Genomic DNA, 21,765 nt, shown 5'->3' on the forward strand with positions numbered 1-21,765 from the left:
ATTGACAACGCAAACAGGTAAGATAATTTTATGGCTCTGATCAGCATGCGCCAAATGCTCGACCACGCCGCCGAATACGGTTACGGCATTCCGGCGTTCAACGTCAATAACCTTGAGCAAATGCGCGCCATTATGGAAGCCGCTGATGCCACTGACTCGCCCGTCATCGTGCAAGCTTCTGCGGGCGCGCGCAAGTATGCGGGTGCGCCTTTCCTGCGCCATCTGATTTTGGCAGCCGTCGAAGAGTTTCCGCATATCCCTGTGGTGATGCATCAGGATCACGGCACTAGCCCGGCGGTCTGCCAGCGCTCTATTCAGCTCGGCTTCTCCTCGGTCATGATGGATGGCTCGCTGGGCGAAGATGGTAAAACGCCCACCGACTACGACTATAACGTCAATGTTACCCGCCGCGCGGTGGAAATGGCGCACGCCTGCGGCGTTTCCGTAGAAGGCGAGCTGGGCTGCCTGGGCAGCCTGGAAACCGGCATGGCCGGCGAAGAAGACGGTATCGGTGCGGAAGGCAAGCTGGATATGGAGCAGCTGCTAACGGACCCGGAAGAAGCCGCTGAATTTGTTAAAGCGACCCACGTAGACGCGCTGGCGATTGCCATTGGCACTAGCCACGGTGCTTACAAATTCACCCAGCCACCGACCGGCGACACGCTCTCCATCCAGCGTATTAAAGAGATCCACGCACGGATTCCAGATACTCACTTGGTCATGCACGGCTCCTCCTCTGTGCCCCAGGAGTGGCTCGAAGTGATCAACCAGTACGGCGGAGAGATCCCTGAAACTTACGGTGTTCCCGTCGAAGAGATCGTTGAGGGTATTAAGCACGGCGTGCGCAAGGTCAACATTGATACCGACCTGCGCTTAGCCTCTACCGGGGCAGTGCGTCGCTTCCTGGCGGAGAACCCGTCTGAATTCGATCCGCGTAAGTTCTTGAAAGAGACCGTTACCGCCATGCGTGATCTGTGTATCGCTCGCTACGAAGCCTTTGGTACGGCGGGCAACGCCAGTAAGATTAAGCCAATCAACCTGGAAGAGATGTTCCTGCGCTATGAGCGTGGCGAGCTGGCGCCTAAGGTAAAATAAACGGGTAGCTGATACGCCTCGAAAAAGACGACCTTCGGGTCGTCTTTTTTTKGCCGCTCTTTTTATATAACACAGGTTATGGCTAACGAAATAGATGTTGCAATGCAGCATTGATACCTTAACACTGGTAATGAGGCCACGACGTTTCGTGTTCCAGCAAGGAAGGAGGCCACAACACTTATGAAATTGACGACTCCCCTGTCCCTACTGCCCACTACTCCGGTAGCAATGTTCGATATATGGAAAGTCGGCATCATGGCCTTCGAGCTATGGTCGACGTCTTTGTCGACGATCACTATGCGAAATCATTTATGGCAAACACAGCCGTTTTTCAGTCCTAAAATGATGCAAGAAAATCAGCGCATGGTCACCGAAAAACTCGAGGCCAGCATGGAAGCTGGCCTCGTCATGCAAAAAGCGCTGCTCAATTCAATGAGCGGGCAGCAAGCCCCCTGGTGGGTTACCAGCCAGCGTACGATGAAACCCTACCATCAGCGTAGTAGCGCTAACTCGCGGCGACTCGCCAAGTAGCGCTGGGGCACTGACGCTACTCATTATCGTCGGTGCCCTCTTCATCATCCTCACTATTCTCTTCTTCGCTGCTATGGATAGCATCGTCAGGACTCCCCGTACCGCCTGTGCCAGCCTCTGGGTTGCGCTCTTCACTCTTGCCAGGCTCTAGCTCTACATCAGCTTCACCCGCGCTGGTGGCGACTTCTTCGCCCTTCTCTTCCTCCTCCTCTTCTTCACGAGCGCGTGCCTGCTCATCAGTGCCATCGGAATCGCTAGAGGACGTCTCTTCATCGCGTTTTACCGACCCCGCTTTAATACCGTACTCCTCTTCTAGTGCCTCATCATCCAGAGGCTCGTGCTGTTCGCCCTCTGCGTCATGATTATCAGCAAGCACATAACCAGTCGTCGTTAGCAACGCAGCGCTGAGTGCAAAGGGTAGAAACCAAGGGGCTAGTCGCATTGGGTGTTCTCCATGTTGTGGTTATAACAGAATAGTGTATCCCTACTATCTCTTCAGCGCAGCTTGGCTGTTTCTAACGCTAGCGCTACAGCGTGTCCTGAAGCCTAAATGACATACACCAGCGGCCGCCAAAATGAGCGTAGCTGTTTAAGCTGGCTCAAGAGTAACGTGCAAGCAAGCAAAAAATTACAAAACAGTGTTCACAAATGGCGTAAAATCCCGTTCAATAGCAGTATGGATGGCTTCAACTAACACTGGCAGCGCTTGAGCCGCTGCAAGGAACCGCAATGCCGCTCCCACTTTTGCTGTTTGACTGTGATGGCACCCTCGYCGATAGCGAGCCGCTACTGGCCGAAGAGATGGCCGCCGGACTTAATTCAGTAGGCCTGCCTTTCGCTGTTACTGATTATCTAGGCGAATTTCGTGGGGCGCGCTTTCGACGTATCGTGGCTGAACTGCAACAACGCCATGGTGACGTTGATCCTGTCCAGCTTGAACACATGGAAATCTCTATGCGGGCCAATTTAGCTACACGGCTTGCTCAGGAGTTAACGACGATACCTGGCGCCCACGAAGCGCTGGATATTTTGGCCGCTTATCCCAGTGCCGTGGTGTCTAATGGGCCTGAAAGCAAAATTCGCACGGCTTTAGAGGCGACAGGACTTAGTCACTATTTTGGCAAACGCTTTTTCAGTGGCTATACCGCCAATTGCTGGAAGCCCGAACCCTGTTTACATTTACACGCAGCGAGTATCATGGGCTATTCAGCGCGTGACTGCATTGCTATAGACGATGCCTTGGTCGGTGTGCGTGCGGCGCTTCAAGCGGGAATGACGGTGATTCACTTAAACCGTTTTCCTGATGCCGAGACAACGCCTGAGAACGCTATCATGATCAGCAATATGTATCAGTTGCCTGCCGTGGTGGAGCGACTCACGCGTGAGTATTGGCAAACCCCTGTGCCTCAACACTCAATGGGAGGATGATAATGCCCTCTTTACGTGACCAGCTCGGCGGGCTGGTTTACTCCACTGAACATGGCAAAACCTGCCCCACCTGCAGGGAACCACTTGATGCCTGCCAATGCGATGAGCTGAGCGAACAGCAGCGACTGGCGGCACTTGATGGCGTGGTGCGCATTCGCCGTGAAACGAGTGGTCGGAAAGGCAAAGGCGTTACCACCATTAGTGGCATTCCCCTGCCTAGCGAAGAGCTTAAAACCTTGGCCAAAACGCTTAAAAAGCGCTGCGGAACGGGGGGAGCCGTTAAAGAGGGTATTATTGAAATTCAAGGCGACCACCGCGATACCCTGCATCAAGCGTTAAGCGCACTCGGCTACCAGGTTAAACTCGCTGGAGGTTAGGCCTCTACACCACCCTGACTTACCTGCGGGTAAGTCGCTATAAAGCAAGGCACTGCAATGGCTTGGCTGGAATACTTGCTACCCCTGATTTTTCTATTCCCCATGGCGGCAATGGCCAGCATTGTCCTTGCGCTGCGCAGCCTGCACGATGCTCGCGTTCACTCCCCCTTCAATGCTCCGCTTCATGAACCGGGCCAAGCACTGCGCTACCGCCTTGACCAAGCGTTTTCCAGCCTATTTTTAAACGCCGCATTAGGCCCCATTATCAGCCTCGCCCCGCTTGTTTACGGAATGGGGCGCATGCTGTTTGTTGACAAGCAGGATTGGGTCGAGTGGGCACTGTATGGCCTACTCAGCACCTTACTTGTGCTGACATTTTCCTTGCTGCTGGTCCGCGACTATCAGCGTATCCGGCGACTCAAGCTAGGTTTAGCCTGCGAGCTTGCCGTTGGCCAAGAGCTGGAGCGCCTGGTCCGCCCTGATGCGCACCCTTACTATGTGTTTCATGATGTGCCCACCGATAGTTTCACGATTGATCACGTGGTAGTCACACCCCACGGGGTATTTGTGGTCGAGACGCGGGCAAGAACACACGCCATCGGCACCGATGGTAATGAGCTCAACACTGTAGCGGTGGAGCGTGAGCGGTTACGCTTTCCACACTGGCAAGAGCGTCGCCCATTACATAAAACACGCCAAGGGGTTAGCTGGCTGGCTCACTGGCTTGAGCGACGCTGTGGCGTGTCCGTACCCGTACGGGGCGTATTGGTGCTGCCGGGCYGGACAATAGATAATAGCGAAGCCGCCCCGGATATTCTGGTGGTAAGCGGTGACACCCTTGCCAAGCAGTTAACCGAGCTAACGCCAGGCCCACTCAGTGACGCCACCCATGACAAGGTCATTAATGTTCTGCTTGAGCGCGCTCAGTTGATGGAATTGAAGCACCTGAGCCAACCTTCCGTATAAGTGCCCTGCGCTCAATCCCCACGCAGTCGACCGCCCATTTCCTGGGCCAGATCCACCGCATAGTGGTCTGTCATACCACCGATAAAGTCCAGCATTCGCCGATAGCTATCGTAGAGCGACCATGAAGGCAGCGGCGTATTTTCACCAATCAGGGCCAGTACACGCTGGTGTTTAAACGATGAGTGCCCGGTGTGATGAAGTTCATGAGCCGCACCAATAAAGGCCTCCAGCAAAATACCCAGCGTTGTATAGGCGCCAATCTCGAGCTTCGCCTTACGCTCATTCTGGAAAATGCGCTCTCGAGCCAACTGCTTCGCCGCCTGCACGCCCCATCCCAGGTCAGGGTGGCACAGCTCCAACAGATCCTCACTGAGTGTGCCGCTCAGCAGGGCCTGCTCGTGCTGCACAAACACCGTGCCAACATCATTGACCGCCCGCTCCATCGCAGCTCCTCGCAGAAGTGCAATGCGGCGCCGCTGTGACACATTACGATCTTGCATTTCGGCATACTCGGGCGGAAACTCTCCGGCAATTTGGCGCAGTATTTCGACAACCTCTTCATAGCGCAGGATGCCCATCTCCAAACCATCTTCCAGATCCAATAGGGCATAGCAGATATCATCTGCCGCCTCGACCAGCCACGCCAGTGGATGGCGGCACCAGCGCTGCTCGCCTTGGGGCAGCAACCCTACCGCTTCAGCCACCTCTTTGAGCAGCACCTGCTCTGACTGATAGGCGCCAAACTTGCCCGCTCGTCCACCATAACGAACCGTCCAAGGGTATTTAAGTAATGCACCCAAGGTGGCTGCAGAAAGCCGCATACCGCCATTAAACTGGTTATATTCGATCTGGGTAATCACCCGAAAACCCTGGGCGTTGCCTTCATAGGTCAACAGATCTTCGCGCTCAGCGTCTGAAAGGCCTTCTAACAGGCCACTGCTTTGAGCGCGCTGAAACCAATCACGGATTGCATACTCTCCCGCATGGCCAAAAGGGGGATTCCCGATGTCATGTCCCAGGCACGCCGTTTGGACAATGACGCCAAGGTCAGCAGGCGTAATCCATTCAGGCAGGCGATCGCGCAGCAACTCCCCCACAATCATGCCCAAGGAGCGGCCTACACAGCCAACCTCCAGCGAGTGAGTTAGGCGCGTATGAATATGATCGTTTTCGGTTAGCGGATGCACCTGGGTCTTGCGCCCTAGGCGTCTAAATGAACCTGAGAAAACAATACGGTCGTGATCTTTATGAAACGGGCTACGACCGATTTCACGGGTACTTGTTGAGCGTTGATCGTGAAGACGACGTGGGGAAAGTAACTGTTCCCAGCGCATCTGAGTCATGGGCATTCCTCCTGGAGGAGTGCATTCTGACATAAAACGCCAGAAAACCGCACGTTAGTGTGAGGCGTGAGGCGTGAGGCGTGAGGCGTGAGGCGTGAGGCGTGAGGCGTGAGGCGTGAGGCGGAACAGGATATTGGGGAGACCCCCATTCACCAACGTTTTCTACTCACGATTCACGACTTACCCTTCACCCAACACAAAAAAAATCCCCCAAGGCGTAAGCCCTGAGGGATTTTTCAAATAAGTGCCTGACGATGACCTACTCTCGCATGGGGAGACCCCACACTACCATCGGCGCTAAGCGGTTTCACTTCTGAGTTCGGCAAGGGATCAGGTGGTTCACGCGTGCTATGGTCGTCAGGCGTAACTGTTAATGTACATCATGCTGACTATTGCTAAATTGTGTGCGTCTCATTGCCAAGCTTTCTGTCTTAAACAGTCAGCTCAGCGCGCGTATCCGGCGTTTAATGTTGCGTCATCATCACGACCAGACCCCTTGGGTGTTATAGGGTCAAGCCTCACGGGCCATTAGTACACGTTAGCTCAACGCCTTGCAGCGCTTCCACACCGTGCCTATCAACCAGCTGGTCTCGCTGGGCCCTTCAGGAGGCTCTAGGCCTCAGGGATGTCTCATCTTGAAGGGGGCTTCCCGCTTAGATGCTTTCAGCGGTTATCCCGTCCGACCATAGCTACCCGGCAATGCCACTGGCGTGACAACCGGAACACCAGAGGGTCGTCCACTCCGGTCCTCTCGTACTAGGAGCAGCCCTTCTCAAACATCCAACGCCCACGGCAGATAGGGACCGAACTGTCTCACGACGTTCTAAACCCAGCTCGCGTACCMCTTTAAATGGCGAACAGCCATACCCTTGGGACCGACTTCAGCCCCAGGATGTGATGAGCCGACATCGAGGTGCCAAACACCGCCGTCGATGTGAACTCTTGGGCGGTATCAGCCTGTTATCCCCGGAGTACCTTTTATCCGTTGAGCGATGGCCCTTCCATACAGAACCACCGGATCACTAGAACCTGCTTTCGCACCTGCTCGACGTGTCTGTCTCGCAGTCAAGCACCCTTATGCTCTTGCACTCAATGCACGATGTCCGACCGTGCTGAGGGTACCTTCGTGCTCCTCCGTTACTCTTTAGGAGGAGACCGCCCCAGTCAAAMYACCCACCACACACTGTCCTCGATCCSGATAACGGACCTGAGTGAGAACGCCAATGATGCCAGGCTGGTATTTCAAGGTTGGCTCCGCCCGAACTGGCGTCCGAGTTTCAAAGCCKCCCAGCTATCCTACACAGGCAACATCAGCGTCCAGTGTGAAGCTATAGTAAAGGTTCACGGGGTCTTTCCGTCTAGCCGCGGGTACACCGCATCTTCACGGCGATTTCAATTTCACTGAGTCTCGGGTGGAGACAGCGTGGCCATCATTACGCCATTCGTGCAGGTCGGAACTTACCCGACAAGGAATTTCGCTACCTTAGGACCGTTATAGTTACGGCCGCCGTTTACCGGGGCTTCAATCAAGAGCTTCGCCTTGCGGCTAACACCATCATTTAACCTTCCGGCACCGGGCAGGCGTCACACCCTATACGTCCGCTTGCGCGTTAGCAGAGTGCTGTGTTTTTAATAAACAGTTGCAGCCACCTGGTATCTTCGACCGGTTCGGGCTAGGAGAGCAAGTCTCTTCACCCTACGCCGGCGTGCCTTCTCCCGAAGTTACGGCACCATTTTGCCTAGTTCCTTCACCCGAGTTCTCTCAAGCGCCTTGGGATTCTCACCCTGACCACCTGTGTCGGTTTGGGGTACGGTCGCACATGATCTGAAGCTTAGAGGCTTTTCCTGGAAGCGTGGCATCAGTGACTTCCTGACCGTGGTCAGTTCATCTCGTGTCTCGGCCTTGAAAGGGTCCGGATTTACCTAAACCCTCAGCCTACTCACTTTCACCAGGACAACCAACGCCTGGCTCACCTAGCCTTCTTCGTCCCCCCATCGCAACCATGTCCGGTACGGGAATATTGACCCGTTTCCCATCGACTACGCCTTTCGGCCTCGCCTTAGGGGCCGACTCACTCTGCTCCGATTAGCGTCGAACAGAAACCCTTGGTCTTCCGGCGAGGGAGTTTTTCWCTCCCTTTATCGTTACTCATGTCAGCATTCGCACTCGTGATACCTCCAGCAGACTTCTCAATCCACCTTCATTGGCGTACACGACGCTCCTCTACCGCTCATCCAAAGGATGAACCCGTAGCTTCGGTACCTGGTTTAGCCCCGTTACATCTTCCGCGCAGGCCGACTCGACTAGTGAGCTATTACGCTTTCTTTAAAGGATGGCTGCTTCTAAGCCAACCTCCTAGCTGTCTGAGCCTTCCCACATCGTTTCCCACTTAACCAGGATTTCGGGACCTTAGCTGACGGTCTGGGTTGTTTCCCTTTTCACGACGGACGTTAGCACCCGCCGTGTGTCTCCCACGCGTTACTCACCGGTATTCGGAGTTTGCCTCGGGTTGGTAAGTCGGGATGACCCCCTAGCCGAAACAGTGCTCTACCCCGGCGGTACTACGTGAGGCGCTACCTAAATAGCTTTCGAGGAGAACCAGCTATCTCCGAGCTTGATTAGCCTTTCACTCCGATCCACAAGTCATCCAAATCTTTTTCAACAGATCCTGGTTCGGGCCTCCAATTGATGTTACTCAATCTTCACCCTGCTCATGGATAGATCGCYCGGTTTCGGGTCTATATCCAGCGACTGTGTCGCCCAGTTAAGACTCGGTTTCCCTACGGCTCCCCTATACGGTTAACCTCGCCACTGAATATAAGTCGCTGACCCATTATACAAAAGGTACGCAGTCACAGAACAAGTCTGCTCCTACTGCTTGTACGCACACGGTTTCAGGATCTATTTCACTCCCCTCTCCGGGGTTCTTTTCGCCTTTCCCTCACGGTACTGGTTCACTATCGGTCAGCCAGGAGTATTTAGCCTTGGAGGATGGTCCCCCCGTCTTCAGTCAAGGTTTCTCGTGCCCCGACCTACTCGATTTCACATGATCAGATTTTCGACTACGGGGCTATCACCCGCTACGGCCACGCTTCCCAACGTGTTCGCCTAATCAGTCACATGCTTAAGGGCTGGTCCCCGTTCGCTCGCCGCTACTAGGGGAATCTCGGTTGATTTCTTTTCCTCAGGGTACTTAGATGTTTCAGTTCCCCTGGTTCGCCTCGTACACCTATGTATTCAGTGCACGATACTCATCTTATGATGAGTGGGTTTCCCCATTCAGAAATGCCCGGGTCACAGGTTGTTGCCACCTCACCGAGCCTTATCGCAGGCTACCACGTCTTTCATCGCCTCTGGCTGCCTAGGCATCCACCGTGTGCGCTTCATTGCTTGACCCTATAACCCGAAGGAGTCTGGATGTCGCAATGATCACGTTTCATTTTGCCGGATACGCTGACGCGTATCACAATTTAAGAAGCACTTCTTACAAAGTGTTCTTGTCAGCATGATATACATTGTTAAAGAGCGACTGCTATAAGCAGTGATAAGCGTTTTTTCACATTAAAAAAAGAAGACCTTTTTCTTTTTCTAAGCTAGAAAAGCGTTCGCTTATCACTGCTCATACAACAGCTATCTGATCAGGTAATTCATTGTGGACGCTTACCGACTGTGACGCATCGTTTAAGGAGGTGATCCAGCCGCAGGTTCCCCTACGGCTACCTTGTTACGACTTCACCCCAGTCATGAACCACACCGTGGTGATCGCCCTCTTGCGTTAGGCTAACCACTTCTGGTGCAGTCCACTCCCATGGTGTGACGGGCGGTGTGTACAAGGCCCGGGAACGTATTCACCGTGACATTCTGATTCACGATTACTAGCGATTCCGACTTCACGGAGTCGAGTTGCAGACTCCGATCCGGACTGAGACCGGCTTTAAGGGATTCGCTGACTCTCGCGAGCTCGCAGCCCTTTGTACCGGCCATTGTAGCACGTGTGTAGCCCTACCCGTAAGGGCCATGATGACTTGACGTCGTCCCACCTTCCTCCGGTTTGTCACCGGCAGTCTCCTTAGAGTTCCCACCATTACGTGCTGGCAAATAAGGACAAGGGTTGCGCTCGTTACGGGACTTAACCCAACATTTCACAACACGAGCTGACGACAGCCATGCAGCACCTGTCTTACAGTTCCCGAAGGCACACCAGAATCTCTTCCGGCTTCTGTAGATGTCAAGGGTAGGTAAGGTTCTTCGCGTTGCATCGAATTAAACCACATGCTCCACCGCTTGTGCGGGCCCCCGTCAATTCATTTGAGTTTTAACCTTGCGGCCGTACTCCCCAGGCGGTCGACTTATCGCGTTAACTTCGCCACAAAGTGCTCTAGGCACCCAACGGCTGGTCGACATCGTTTACGGCGTGGACTACCAGGGTATCTAATCCTGTTTGCTACCCACGCTTTCGCACCTCAGTGTCAGTGTCAGTCCAGAAGGCCGCCTTCGCCACTGGTATTCCTCCCGATCTCTACGCATTTCACCGCTACACCGGGAATTCTACCTTCCTCTCCTGCACTCTAGCCTGACAGTTCCGGATGCCGTTCCCAGGTTGAGCCCGGGGCTTTCACAACCGGCTTATCAAGCCACCTACGCGCGCTTTACGCCCAGTAATTCCGATTAACGCTTGCACCCTCCGTATTACCGCGGCTGCTGGCACGGAGTTAGCCGGTGCTTCTTCTGCGAGTGATGTCTTTCCTACCGGGTATTAACCGATAGGCGTTCTTCCTCGCTGAAAGTGCTTTACAACCCGAGGGCCTTCTTCACACACGCGGCATGGCTGGATCAGGGTTGCCCCCATTGTCCAATATTCCCCACTGCTGCCTCCCGTAGGAGTTCGGGCCGTGTCTCAGTCCCGATGTGGCTGATCATCCTCTCAGACCAGCTACGGATCGTTGCCTTGGTAAGCCATTACCTTACCAACTAGCTAATCCGACATAGGCTCATCCAATAGCGGGAGCCGGAGCCCCCTTTCTCCCGTAGGACGTATGCGGTATTAGCCTGGGTTTCCCCAGGTTATCCCCCACTATCGGGCAGATTCCTATGCATTACTCACCCGTCCGCCGCTCGTCAGCGGGTAGCAAGCTACCCCTGTTACCGCTCGACTTGCATGTGTTAGGCCTGCCGCCAGCGTTCAATCTGAGCCATGATCAAACTCTTCAGTTTAAGATCTATGCGGTTCTTACCTGCCACTCGAAAGTGACAGAAGCGAACCAAACTTGGCTCAAGGTTCAAACGAATTCATTCAAAACAGATCCTAAAGGACGAATCCTTTAAAACCCTATTGCTTGAGTCGCTTGCCTTGATATTTGGTGATTTGTCACCAACATCAGCAAGCGCCCACATGAATTACCTGATCAAATTGTTAAAGAGCTGTTTCGCTGCTTGGTTACTGTGAAAGTAACCGGGCTGCCGTTGAACTGGCTTGCCTCAGCGAGGAAGGCGTATTCTACGCATTTCCTGGTGGTTGTCAAGGGCGTTGTTTTCGATGTGATACTCATTACACCCAAAACCGCGAGTTATCGCAAAATCGGTAACCATTTGACAAACCAAGGCTTTTACACCTTATGCACCGCTGGTAACGCTTGGCGTCCCCGGCAGCGGATGCGTACTTTACGGTTTCGCTGACGGGTTGGCAAGACCTAGGTTGAAAATAAGCACAAAAAGTTCAAATAAGCGTCACACGGGCGTAACGTTTCTTGCCAGCCTGAATCACATAGCTCTTACCTGTCGCCAGCATGGTGTCTTTGGCAACGACGTCGCCGTCGACTTTGACCCGGCCATTACCCAGCATATCTTTGGCTTGGGCGCTGTTGTTCGCGAGCTCTGCTCGATTGAGCACTGCCGCAATGGGCGCTTGCTCGCTGCCTTCGAAATCGACCGTGACTTCGGGCAGGTCTTCCGGAAGTTCGCCATCGGCCAGTTGATTACCCGCAGACTTGTGCGCATTGGCGGCTGCTTCATCGCCGTGGTAGCGGGCAATTAGCTCACGGGCCAGCTCCATTTTGATATCCCGCGGGTTCGCGCCCTGCTCAACGCTCTGCTTGAGCGCGTCAATCTCTTCGTTCGATTTCAAAGAGAGCAGCTCAAAATAGCGCCACATTAAGCTATCCGGCATGGAGACCAGCTTATTGAACATGGATCCAGGCGCTTCATCGACACCAATGTAGTTGCCCAGGGACTTCGACATCTTCTGCACGCCGTCTAACCCTTCCAACAGCGGCATGGTGATGACCACCTGGGGTTCTTGGCCGAAGTGCTTTTGAATTTCGCGCCCCATCAGCAGGTTGAACTTCTGGTCGGTACCGCCCAGCTCCACATCCGCCTCAAGCGCTACCGAGTCATAGCCTTGTACCAGGGGGTAGAGAAATTCGTGGATAGCAATAGATTGATTGGCTTTATAGCGCTTTTCAAAGTCATCCCGTTCCAGCATACGTGCGACGGTGCTTTGGGCAGCCAGCTCAATCATTTTGGCAGCGGAGAGCTCGCCAAACCATTCGGCGTTAAAGCGCACCTCGGTTTTCTCGGGGTCGAGAATTTTAAACACCTGCTCTTTATAAGTTTCGGCGTTGGCTTTCACGTCTTCTTCAGTGAGCGGTTTACGCGTTACGTTTTTACCGGTGGGGTCGCCAATACGACCGGTAAAGTCACCGATCAGAAAGATAACCGTGTGCCCCAAGTCCTGAAACTGGCGCATTTTGGTTAGCAACACGCTGTGCCCCAGGTGCAGGTCAGGGGCCGTGGGATCAAAACCCGCTTTAATACGCAGCTTGCGGCCTGAAGCCAGCTTCTTTTTTAACTCATCCTCAACCAGGATTTCATGCGTACCGCGCGATAACAGCGCTAAAGCCTGATCCACCTCACTCATTGCCTCTCTCCACTATAAAGAACCGCCCATACCGGGCTCAGGTGATAAATAACCGACGATGTTACCATGCTCGCTCGCCTTGGTTGAGCCTTGGTTTAGCTCTCACCCTGGTTTAGTCTCAGCCCAGTTTTGTACGAGTTCGCTTATGAAAACGCCTACTGCTTCGCCGCTTTACTATATTGGCCTGATGTCCGGCACTAGTCTGGACGGGATTGATGCGGCACTTATCACCATCGAAGGTGATTCGCCGCCGCGCCTGTTGGCCACCCATGCCGAACCGATGCCGGACGAGCTTCATCGCCTACTATTTAAGCTGTGTCATGCGGAGCAGGTGAGTTTTGCGCAGCTCGCAGCAGCGGAACACGCGTTCTGCCATTGCCAAGCCCAAGCTGTGAAACACTTATTAGCGCCACTTTCAGTGGGTGTAGACCAGATCAGCGCCATCGGCAGTCATGGCCAAACTATTGAGCACGCCCCTAAAGGTCACGGAGGCGGCCCGGCCTATACGCTTCAGTTGGATAACCCCAGCCTGCTGGCAGAACTCACCGGCTGCACGGTGGTGGCCGATTTCCGCCGCCGTGACTTAGCCGCTGGCGGCCAAGCCGCCCCGCTGGCACCAGCGTTTCATCAAGCGCTATTTGGTCGAGCAGACGCGCATCAGTTGGTGCTTAATTTAGGCGGCTTTGCCAATCTCACCTGGCTCTCTAGCCAGCCGACCGATCCAGTGATCGGTTTCGATACCGGGCCCGCAAATGTTTTATTGGATGGCTGGTTTGCCTTGCATCAGGGTGGTCGCTTTGATCAAGATGGCGCCTGGGCCGCTAGCGGCAAGGTAGATGAAGCGCTGTTAGCTCGGTTGTTATCAGAACCGTTTTTCCAGCAGCCGCCGCCGAGAAGTACGGGGCGTGAGCTTTTCCACCTGGCTTGGCTCCGCCAACATCTCAGCGGCCAGGAATCCGCCGCCGATGTTCAGGCGACGTTGGCCGAACTCACTGCCGTCAGTGTTGCTCAAGGCATTGAGCAACTGCAGATCAGTGACGGTTCACTAACGCTGATCACCGCTGGTGGCGGCGCTCACAACGGCTACTTAATGCAGCGCCTTGCCTATCATCTCCCGCGCGCAACGCTCACTTCGCCAGCCGAGTACGGCTGGCCTGAAGATTGGATTGAAGCGGGAGCTTTTGCCTGGCTGGCTCACCAACGCCTGCACCACCTACCCGGCAACCTGCCCTCGGTTACCGGCGCACAAGGGCCGCGGGTACTAGGTGGTATTTATGCTTGCTGAACTATGAGCTTGAACTGGCGACTGGCATTGAGCCGTCGCTACTCACCTTTTAATGCCAGCGCTCCCTTCGCACTCATTTGCGCCTCGTCTAAACTCACCGCGCCCTCTTTTACTAACCGAGACAGCGCAGCGTCCAGCGTTTGCATGCCCAAGCTACCGCCGGCTTGAATGGCCGAGTACATCTGCGCCACCTTGTCTTCACGTATCAAGTGACGCACTGCCGAGGTGGCAATCAGCACTTCGTGGGCCGCCACCCGGCCGCCGCCCTCACGCTTAAGCAACGTCTGCGACACCACCGCCTGAAGCGATTCCGACAGCATGGAGCGCACCATGGCTTTCTCTTCGCCGGGGAAAACATCGATAATCCGGTCGATCGTCTTGGCTGCAGACGTCGTATGCAGCGTTCCCAGCACCAGGTGACCGGTTTCMGCCGCGGTCAGCGCTAGCCGGATAGTCTCAAGGTCACGCAGCTCGCCAACCAGAATCACATCCGGGTCTTCACGCAGCGCACTACGCAACGCGTCGGCAAAGCTATGGGTGTCGCGGKGAACTTCGCGCTGGTTAATCAAACAGCGCTTGCTGGTGTGGACAAACTCAACGGGATCTTCAATGGTCAGAATGTGCTCGTAGCGATGGKCGTTAATGTAATCGATCATCGCCGCTAGCGTGGTGCTCTTGCCCGACCCGGTTGGTCCAGTCACCAGCACCAGGCCCCGCGGCAACATCGCCAAGCGCTCGAACACCTCACCCAGCCCCAGGGTTTGCATGGAGAGCACCTGAATGGGAATAGTGCGAAACACCGCCCCCGCCCCGCGCGCTTGGGTAAAGGCATTAACGCGAAAGCGCGCCACCCCCGGCACTTCAAAGGAAAAATCAATTTCCAGGTGCTCTTCGTAGTCGCGTCGCTGGCGATCATTCATGATGGCGTAGATCAATTTGCGCACATCGTTATTATCGATGGCGGGCACATTGAGCCGACGAATATCGCCATCAACACGTATCATGGGTGGCAAACCGGCCGAAAGGTGCAAGTCAGAGGCATTCTGCTTTGCCGAGAATGCTAGCAGTTCGGTAATATCCATCTCTCTTCCCCGCTGCGGTAAGGTGCTTGAGTATGACAGACATCACGCTTAACGAGTCACTCGCCTCTTCATACGATCAGGCCCGCGAACGCTTGTGTAACGCATTAGAAAGCGCGGGGCGCACCCAGGATGCAGCCCAGCTACTGGCGGTCAGCAAGACCAAACCGGCGGCGATGATTCGCCAGGTTTGGCAGCTGGGCCAGCGTGAATTCGGTGAAAACTATCTGCAGGAAGCGCTGGAGAAGCAGACTGAACTCGCCGACCTTGACGGCATTTTATGGCATTTCATCGGGCCGCTGCAGTCCAACAAGACCCGTTCTGCGGCCGAGCACTTTGACTGGGTGCACAGCGTCGACCGGCTAAAAATTGCCAAGCGTCTTAGCGAGCAGCGCCCAGCGCACCTTGCACCGCTGAATATTTGCCTGCAGGTTAATATCAGCCGCGAAGAGAGCAAAGCAGGTGTGCTGCCCGAGGAGCTGGAGGCATTAGCCAGGGAAGTCGCCACTCTGCCTAACCTGAACCTGCGCGGCTTAATGGCGATTCCCGCCCCGGCAGAGGGTATCGAGGCGCAGCGCCAACCATTGGCCGCGCTGCGCGAGGCGTTCACTGCACTGCAGAACGCCCTGCCCGAGGCGCCGCTTGATACGCTCTCGATGGGCATGAGCGACGACTTAGAGGCGGCGATACTTGAAGGCGCCACGCTAGTGCGTTTAGGTACCGCAATTTTCGGCGCCCGCCAGACGGCTTAGGCAAATAACGATATGCTGCAGCCTACACATCACTGAGCCAACGTTTACTAAAGGGACACCTATTATGGCGAATAAGATTACCTTCATTGGGGCCGGCAATATGGCCAGCGCCATTATCGGCGGCCTGATCGAAAGCGGCGTTGAACCCTCTACTATTACCGCCACCGCGCCGAATGACAACGAACTGGCAGCGATTAAACAGCGTTTAGGCATTAATACCGACACCGACAACAATGCGGCGGTGTCTGAGTCTGATGTGGTAGTGCTCGCGGTGAAGCCGCAAATCATGCGCGGCGTATGCGAAGCGCTACGCGACAGCGTTCAGCGCCAGCAGCCATTGGTGATTTCAATTGCGGCAGGTCTGGATGCCGACACTATCGATCAGTGGCTAGGCGGCCAAAACGCTATGGTGCGCTGCATGCCCAATACGCCCTCGCTGGTCGGTTATGGCGCCAGCGGCCTCTACGCCAATGCCAAGGTTAGCGACGCCCAGCGCAACGTGGCCACCCAGCTCATGGAAGCGGTCGGCATTGTCGAGTGGGTAGAAAAAGAAGCGCTGTTAGATGCGGTCACCGCCGTTTCAGGCAGTGCCCCGGCCTACTTCTTTTTGATGTTTGAAGCCATGGAGGAAGCCGCGGTTAAGCTCGGCCTACCTGCCGCCACCGCACGCCGCCTCGCTATTCAAACCGCGCTGGGTGCCGCCACCATGGCCCAACAGAGCGATAAAGACCCGGCCACGTTGAAACAGAACGTGATGTCGCCGGGCGGCACCACCGAGCGTGCTATTCAGCACATGGAAGAGGCACAATTGCGCACCACGATTGCCGACGCCATGCAGGCCTGCGCCGACCGCGCCCAGGCAATGGCCAAGGAACTAAGCGGAGACTGAGATCACCGCTCAGTAACGCAGCAGTTCAGCAACGGATCATCAAGGAGACTCTATAATGGGCAATGAATTGGGCAGTGCAGGGTTAATGCTGGTAAACACCCTAATCAATATTTATCTATTTTTACTTATGCTGCGTTTTTTGCTGCAGGCGTCGCGGGCGGATTACTACAATCCGTTAAGCCAGTCGGTGGTTAAGATTACCCAGCCGGTGGTGGGTCTGTTTCAAAGCTTTTTAGGCCCCGTTGCGGGCCGTTTCGACCTGGCGACGTTAGCAGCAGGTTTTGCCTTAAAAGTGGTCAGTATCATCGCCATCTTTATGGTCATTGGCGTGGGCATGCCGCCCATTCCCGGGCTGCTCATCGCGGGTGTGGCGGCCTTGGCGAATGCGATTTTAAAAATCTACTTCTTCGCCATGATTGTGATGATTATTTTGAGCTGGGTAGCCCCCAACGCCAGCCACCCAGGCGCGCTGCTGGTGATGCAACTGGTGGAGCCGATTATGGCTCCGGTGCGCAAAGTGATTCCGTCGCTCGGTATGATCGACCTCTCGCCTATCGTGGTGTTTATCGCTATTAACCTGATCGACGGTTTGGTGGTCGGCGCGCTGATCCGCGCGGCGGGCATTTCCGGCGCGCTGGTCGGGCTGTAATGACGATTCATATTGATTCATTTAGTTGTACTTTTTAGCAGGACTCGCGCCTTCAATGCCTGATTCAGATACGCTTGCGTTTGCAGACCGGCCGGCGGGCTCCGTCGGCCTGGTTACCCCGCACGTAGCACGCTTCGACACGCCGCTCGCCCTTGCCTGCGGCAAAGTGCTGCCTGCCTACGAGCTGATTTACGAAACCTACGGCACGCTAAACGCCGAGCGGAATAACGCGGTGCTGATTTGTCATGCGCTCTCCGGTCACCACCACGCAGCGGGCTACCACAGCGAAGAAGACCGCAAGCCCGGCTGGTGGGACGCCCACATCGGCCCCGGCAAAGCGATCGACACCAACCGCTTTTTTGTAGTTTCGCTCAATAACCTCGGCGGCTGTCACGGCAGCACCGGGCCGGTCAGCCACAACCCCGAGACTGGCCGCCAGTGGGGCCCTGAATTCCCCATGGTCACGGTGAGCGATTGGGTAGCCAGCCAGGCACGGCTTGCTGACCACCTGGGGATTGAGCGCTGGGCCGCGGCGGTGGGCGGCAGCCTGGGCGGCATGCAGGTCATGCAGTGGACAATGACCTACCCTGAGCGAGTAGCTAATGCGGTGGTGATTGCCGCCACGCCTCGGCTCTCGGCGCAAAATATCGCTTTTAACGAAGTGGCTCGCCAGGCAATTCGCTCTGATCCGGAGTTTTTTGACGGCTGGTATGCCGAGCACGACACCGTGCCCAAGCGCGGGCTGAAGCTCGCGCGTATGGTGGGGCATATCACCTACTTGTCAGAAGACGCCATGGGCAGCAAATTTGGCCGCGACCTGCGTAGCGACGACCTCAACTTTGGCTTCGACGTTGAGTTTCAGGTGGAGTCTTACCTGCGCTATCAGGGCGATACCTTTTCCACCGCCTTTGATGCCAATACCTACCTGCTGATGACCAAAGCGCTGGACTACTTTGACCCTTCCGCCACCCACGGGGGTGACTTAGCCAACGCCCTGGCCCCAGCGCAGTGCCCATTTTTGATTGTTAGCTTTACCACCGACTGGCGCTTTCCGCCCTCGCGTTCCCGCGAGCTTGTTGATGCGCTCACCCGGGCAGGCAAATCGGTTAGCTACGCCAATATTGAGTCACCCCACGGGCACGACGCTTTCTTACTCTCAGCGCCGCGCTACGACGCTATCTTCAGTGCCTTTATGAACCGCGCGGCCCGGGAACTGAGTCTTGCAGAGCTGGGCAAAGATGAGCCGGGCACGGAGGAGACGCCATGATGCGCGCTGACCTTGAACTGATTTACGACTGGGTGCCCGAAGGCGCGCATGTACTCGACCTGGCCTGCGGCGACGGCGAGCTGCTGGAGACCCTGGCGCGCAATAAAGGCGTGACCGGCTATGGCTTAGAGATCGATCATGACGGCATTAATGCCTGCGTGGCCCGTGGCGTCAGCGTGATTGAGCACAACCTGGATGACGGTTTAAGCAGCTTCTGCGATAACAGTTATGATCAGGTGATTATGACCCAGGCCCTGCAGGCGCTGCGCCGGCCCGACAAGATGCTCGATGAAATGCTGCGCGTCGCCGAAGAGGGCATCATTACCTTCCCCAACTTCGCCTACTGGCGCCATCGTGTACATTTGGGTCTGCGCGGCTATATGCCGGTCTCCAAATCGCTGCCCCACGCCTGGTACGACACACCCAACATCCACCTTTCAACGTTCAACGACTTTGAGCACCTGTGCCGCGAGAAGGGTCTGATGATTGTTGATCGCGCGGTGGGCGTGGGAGATCATCAAGGTCACTGGAAATCGCGGCTATGGCCCAACCTGTTTGGTGAAATTGCCATTTTCCGCGTACGCCGCCGCTAGGTTTGCAGCCTGTTTAACCATTACCCAAGGAGCCACGCCATGCTACGCAGATTAATGATCGGTGCCGCTCTTGTCGGCACGCTGTTCGCCGCCGCTGGGGCCCACGCTGAGCAGTTCGTGAGCGTGGGCGATTACGAGATTCACTACAGCGCAGTGAACAGCAGCTTTTTAACCCCAGAGGTGGCCCAGGCGAACAGTATTCAGCGCAGCGCCAACCGTGGGCTGGTCAATGTGAGCGTTCGCGAGCGCCAGGAAGATGGCAGCACCCGCCCCGTTAACGCCAGCGTGCAGGGCCACGTCAGCGGCTTAACAGGCGTTCAGGAGTCGCTCAGTTTTCGCACCGTGCATGACGGCGATGCCACCTATCACTTGGCACCGTTCACCATGCGCGAAGATGAAAGTATGCGCTTTGAATTAAGCGTGCGCTACGACCGCAACGCCGCCCCCGAGCAGGTTAACTTTATTCAGCGTTTTTATATTGATCGCTAAACCGCACAGGCAGGTGGCGGGTTAACCCTACGCCGATAGGGCGCCCCTGCTCCCACTCCACTTCAATGCCATAGGCCAGCACTTCCACCCCGCTGGCAGCGGCCTCCGCCAGAGCTGCCGCGTAAGTGGCATCAATATGCGCAGCGGCGGCCACATCTGCAATGCCCTCGTGGGCGACACAAAACAGCAGCACCGCCCGCTCGCCCTGCTCCGCCACTGCCTGCAGTGAGCGCAGGTGCTTGGTGCCGCGCACGCTGACCGAATCCGGAAAGTAGCCGTGGCCGTCGGACTCTTTAAGGGTGACCTGCTTCACTTCGATATACGCCCGCCCCCGTTCTGGATCGTCCAGCCTAAAATCGAGCCGGGCATCGGCCACATTTACCTCTCGGCGCAGCGTGGCGTAGCCTGCCAAGGGCGCTAACTCGCCCGCCTCTAACGCCGCCTCCACAATGCGGTTAGCGCGGCCGGTGTGCACCGAGGCGAGCGCTACCTGCCCATCGGCCTGCGGCAGCTCGATAAACTCCCACGTCCAGGCAAGCTTGCGTTTAGGGTTGTCACTGGGCGACAGCCACACGCGGCACCCCGGCACGTTCACCGCCTTCATGGAGCCGGTATTGGGGCAGTGGGCCACCACCTCGCGGCCATCATCCAAGCGTACATCGGCTAGAAAGCGTTTGTAGCGTTTGAGTAGCGTGCCCGGCACCAGCGCTGGATAGCTCAGCATCACAGCCTGCCCACAAAGCGGGCAATCCGCGCTACCGCCTCTTCCAGCCGGGCAACGTCATTGGTAAAGGCGATGCGCACATGGTGTTCGCCGCCACGCACGGCAAAATCGATGCCGGGAGTAATCGCCACGTTCTCCTCCTGCAATAAGCGCTCGCAGAAGGCCTGGCTATCGCGGCTGTAGCGGGAGATATCCAGCCACAAATAAAACGCTCCTTGGGGCGGGAGATCCGGCGCCAGCCCCAAGCCTGCAAGGCCCTCCAGCAGCACCTGGCGGCGCTCTTTCAGGGTTTCACGGCGCTGTTCAAGAATACCCCGGCACTCGGGCGTAAACGCCGCCAAGGCGGCATGCTGCGAAGGCGTCGCCGCGGCCAGAAACATGTTTTGCGCTAGCCGCGTTAATGGCTCTACCGCATGCTCTGGCGCCACCAGCCATCCCAAGCGCCAGCCGGTCATACCAAAATATTTTGAGAAGCTGTTGACCACAAAGGCGTTGGCTGAGAGTGAGGTCGCCGACAGTGGCGCATCGTCGTAGTTGAGGCCCTGATAGATCTCATCGACGATCACCTCGCCTTCACGCTCGGCGACCGCTGCCAGCACGGCAGAAAGCTGCTGCGCGCTCAACGTATGACCGGTGGGGTTAGAGGGCGATGCCAGCATGGCAAGACTCGTAYCCTCGCGCCAATGCTGCGCTACCAGTGAGGAGTCTAACTGCCAGCCGCTCTCACGCCCCACAGAGACCGCATCAATTGCAGCGCCCGCCAAGGCCATAAAGTGACGGTTGCAGGGATAGTTTGGGTCAGCCATCAGCACCCGCGAGCCGGTGGCGACTAACAGCTGGCTGGCCAGCAGCAGCGCCCCGGAAGCCCCTGGCGTTACCAAAATACGCGCTGGATCCACAGTAGCGTTAAAGTGCTTAGCGTAGTGCCCGGCAATGGCCTCGCGCAGCGCGGGTAAGCCAGCCGCTGGTGTGTAGCGCGTATGGCCGTTGGCAAGCGCCTGCTGCCCGGCCGCGATTATCGGCGCAGGGGTCGCAAAATCCGGCTCGCCCACTTCCAAGTGGATGACATCATGACCAGCGGCTTCCCGCGCCTGGGCCATTTCCAGCAAATGCATGACCCGAAAAGGGGCAACGTGGTCGACACGCGAATTCCAGGCCATAACGGCTCCTGTATCTAGTCATTATTAAAACTGAGGTATCAGTAAAATAGGGGCATTATTAAAAGTTAACTAAAACATGGCCCTAGTCATATTCCAGACAAGACTATCATCGAAAAGGCACCATTATGCTTGCAACCCAGCCATTTTTCAGCTAAACAAGCATCCCTTTGGCGTGAGATCGTGACAGTTGCTCATGGTCGATCAGTAGTCACATATGTAAG

Annotated in this window: 18 protein-coding genes and 3 rRNA genes; 12 read left to right on the top strand and 9 right to left on the bottom strand. The window is 55.9% G+C overall.

Features of this window, described 5'->3' with window-relative positions:
- Positions 1-30 precede the first annotated feature (30 nt).
- Together fba and HALO_RS20775 are read left to right on the top strand one after the other, a co-directional pair.
- Complete coding sequence (fba, locus tag HALO_RS20770) at positions 31-1,095, top strand: class II fructose-bisphosphate aldolase (protein WP_035576424.1); 1,065 nt, start codon at positions 31-33, stop codon at positions 1,093-1,095.
- Between the two features lie 180 nt (positions 1,096-1,275).
- Positions 1,276-1,626 (top strand): hypothetical protein, encoded by a 351-nt coding sequence (locus HALO_RS20775; RefSeq protein WP_035576423.1) that lies wholly within the window; start codon positions 1,276-1,278, stop codon positions 1,624-1,626.
- A gap of 16 nt (positions 1,627-1,642) precedes the next feature.
- On the opposite strand, the gene HALO_RS20780 is transcribed toward HALO_RS20775, so the two are convergent.
- The gene (locus HALO_RS20780; protein WP_035576422.1) at positions 1,643-2,068 is read right to left on the bottom strand and encodes a hypothetical protein; all 426 of its coding nucleotides are present in this window, start codon (positions 2,066-2,068) and stop codon (positions 1,643-1,645) included.
- A gap of 287 nt (positions 2,069-2,355) precedes the next feature.
- Between HALO_RS20780 and HALO_RS20785 the strand changes: the two genes are divergently transcribed.
- From HALO_RS20785 to HALO_RS20795, 3 genes are read left to right on the top strand one after another with little or no spacing between them, the layout of a single operon-like run.
- Positions 2,356-3,054, top strand: a complete 699-nt coding sequence (locus HALO_RS20785; RefSeq protein WP_050713972.1) for an HAD-IA family hydrolase — start codon at positions 2,356-2,358, stop codon at positions 3,052-3,054.
- Positions 3,055-3,056: 2 nt separating this feature from the next.
- The gene (locus HALO_RS20790) at positions 3,057-3,431 is read left to right on the top strand and encodes a translation initiation factor Sui1 (protein ID WP_035576420.1); all 375 of its coding nucleotides are present in this window, start codon (positions 3,057-3,059) and stop codon (positions 3,429-3,431) included.
- 57 nt (positions 3,432-3,488) lie between these two features.
- On the top strand, positions 3,489-4,397 hold the full coding sequence (locus tag HALO_RS20795; RefSeq protein ID WP_050713973.1) for a nuclease-related domain-containing protein: 909 nt from the start codon (positions 3,489-3,491) through the stop codon (positions 4,395-4,397).
- An 11-nt stretch (positions 4,398-4,408) separates the two neighbouring features.
- Here the strand turns inward: HALO_RS20795 and HALO_RS20800 are convergent, their stop codons facing one another.
- From HALO_RS20800 to tyrS, 5 genes are all read right to left on the bottom strand, one after another.
- Positions 4,409-5,740, bottom strand: a complete 1,332-nt coding sequence (locus tag HALO_RS20800) for a deoxyguanosinetriphosphate triphosphohydrolase (RefSeq protein WP_039860938.1) — start codon at positions 5,738-5,740, stop codon at positions 4,409-4,411.
- Between the two features lie 246 nt (positions 5,741-5,986).
- Positions 5,987-6,102 (bottom strand): 5S ribosomal RNA (gene rrf / locus HALO_RS20805).
- A 145-nt stretch (positions 6,103-6,247) separates the two neighbouring features.
- Positions 6,248-9,137, bottom strand: a 23S ribosomal RNA gene (locus tag HALO_RS20810).
- A 286-nt stretch (positions 9,138-9,423) separates the two neighbouring features.
- Positions 9,424-10,955 (bottom strand): 16S ribosomal RNA (locus tag HALO_RS20815).
- Together the 16S, 23S and 5S rRNA genes form the textbook arrangement of a ribosomal RNA operon.
- Positions 10,956-11,457: 502 nt before the next feature.
- Positions 11,458-12,657 (bottom strand): tyrosine--tRNA ligase, encoded by a 1,200-nt coding sequence (tyrS, locus tag HALO_RS20820; protein ID WP_035582992.1) that lies wholly within the window; start codon positions 12,655-12,657, stop codon positions 11,458-11,460.
- Positions 12,658-12,802: 145 nt separating this feature from the next.
- Between tyrS and HALO_RS20825 the strand changes: the two genes are divergently transcribed.
- Complete coding sequence (locus HALO_RS20825) at positions 12,803-13,942, top strand: anhydro-N-acetylmuramic acid kinase (protein WP_035582990.1); 1,140 nt, start codon at positions 12,803-12,805, stop codon at positions 13,940-13,942.
- 38 nt (positions 13,943-13,980) lie between these two features.
- Here HALO_RS20825 and HALO_RS20830 read toward each other — a convergent pair whose 3' ends face one another.
- Positions 13,981-15,024: a type IV pilus twitching motility protein PilT gene (locus tag HALO_RS20830; protein ID WP_050713974.1), complete on the bottom strand. Its 1,044-nt coding sequence runs from the start codon at positions 15,022-15,024 to the stop codon at positions 13,981-13,983.
- A 32-nt stretch (positions 15,025-15,056) separates the two neighbouring features.
- Between HALO_RS20830 and HALO_RS20835 the strand changes: the two genes are divergently transcribed.
- From HALO_RS20835 to HALO_RS20860, 6 genes are all read left to right on the top strand, one after another.
- A complete protein-coding gene (locus HALO_RS20835) occupies positions 15,057-15,773 on the top strand; it encodes a YggS family pyridoxal phosphate-dependent enzyme (protein WP_035582986.1) in 717 nt (238 codons plus the stop codon).
- Positions 15,774-15,837: 64 nt separating this feature from the next.
- Positions 15,838-16,662, top strand: coding sequence for a pyrroline-5-carboxylate reductase (gene proC, locus HALO_RS20840; RefSeq protein ID WP_035582982.1), 825 nt, complete (start codon positions 15,838-15,840; stop codon positions 16,660-16,662).
- Positions 16,663-16,717: 55 nt separating this feature from the next.
- On the top strand, positions 16,718-17,311 hold the full coding sequence (locus tag HALO_RS20845; protein WP_035582980.1) for a YggT family protein: 594 nt from the start codon (positions 16,718-16,720) through the stop codon (positions 17,309-17,311).
- 55 nt (positions 17,312-17,366) lie between these two features.
- On the top strand, positions 17,367-18,578 hold the full coding sequence (gene metX / locus HALO_RS20850; protein WP_035582979.1) for a homoserine O-succinyltransferase MetX: 1,212 nt from the start codon (positions 17,367-17,369) through the stop codon (positions 18,576-18,578).
- The gene (gene metW, locus HALO_RS20855; protein WP_035583732.1) at positions 18,578-19,171 is read left to right on the top strand and encodes a methionine biosynthesis protein MetW; all 594 of its coding nucleotides are present in this window, start codon (positions 18,578-18,580) and stop codon (positions 19,169-19,171) included. The genes metX and metW overlap by 1 nt, the downstream gene beginning before the upstream one ends.
- Positions 19,172-19,210: 39 nt before the next feature.
- Positions 19,211-19,660, top strand: coding sequence for a DUF4426 domain-containing protein (locus tag HALO_RS20860; RefSeq protein WP_035582977.1), 450 nt, complete (start codon positions 19,211-19,213; stop codon positions 19,658-19,660).
- On the opposite strand, the gene sfsA is transcribed toward HALO_RS20860, so the two are convergent.
- Together sfsA and HALO_RS20870 are read right to left on the bottom strand one after the other, a co-directional pair.
- Entirely contained in the window at positions 19,632-20,384 is a 753-nt protein-coding gene (gene sfsA / locus HALO_RS20865; RefSeq protein WP_172821690.1) for a DNA/RNA nuclease SfsA, read from the bottom strand. The two genes, HALO_RS20860 and sfsA, sit on opposite strands and share 29 nt — an antisense overlap.
- Positions 20,384-21,544 (bottom strand): aminotransferase class I/II-fold pyridoxal phosphate-dependent enzyme, encoded by a 1,161-nt coding sequence (locus HALO_RS20870; RefSeq protein WP_050713975.1) that lies wholly within the window; start codon positions 21,542-21,544, stop codon positions 20,384-20,386. The genes sfsA and HALO_RS20870 overlap by 1 nt, the downstream gene beginning before the upstream one ends.
- Positions 21,545-21,765 lie beyond the last annotated feature (221 nt).

Origin of the sequence: Halomonas sp. R57-5, assembly GCF_900070345.1 — a bacterium.
GTDB classification, from domain to species: domain Bacteria; phylum Pseudomonadota; class Gammaproteobacteria; order Pseudomonadales; family Halomonadaceae; genus Vreelandella; species Vreelandella ventosae_B.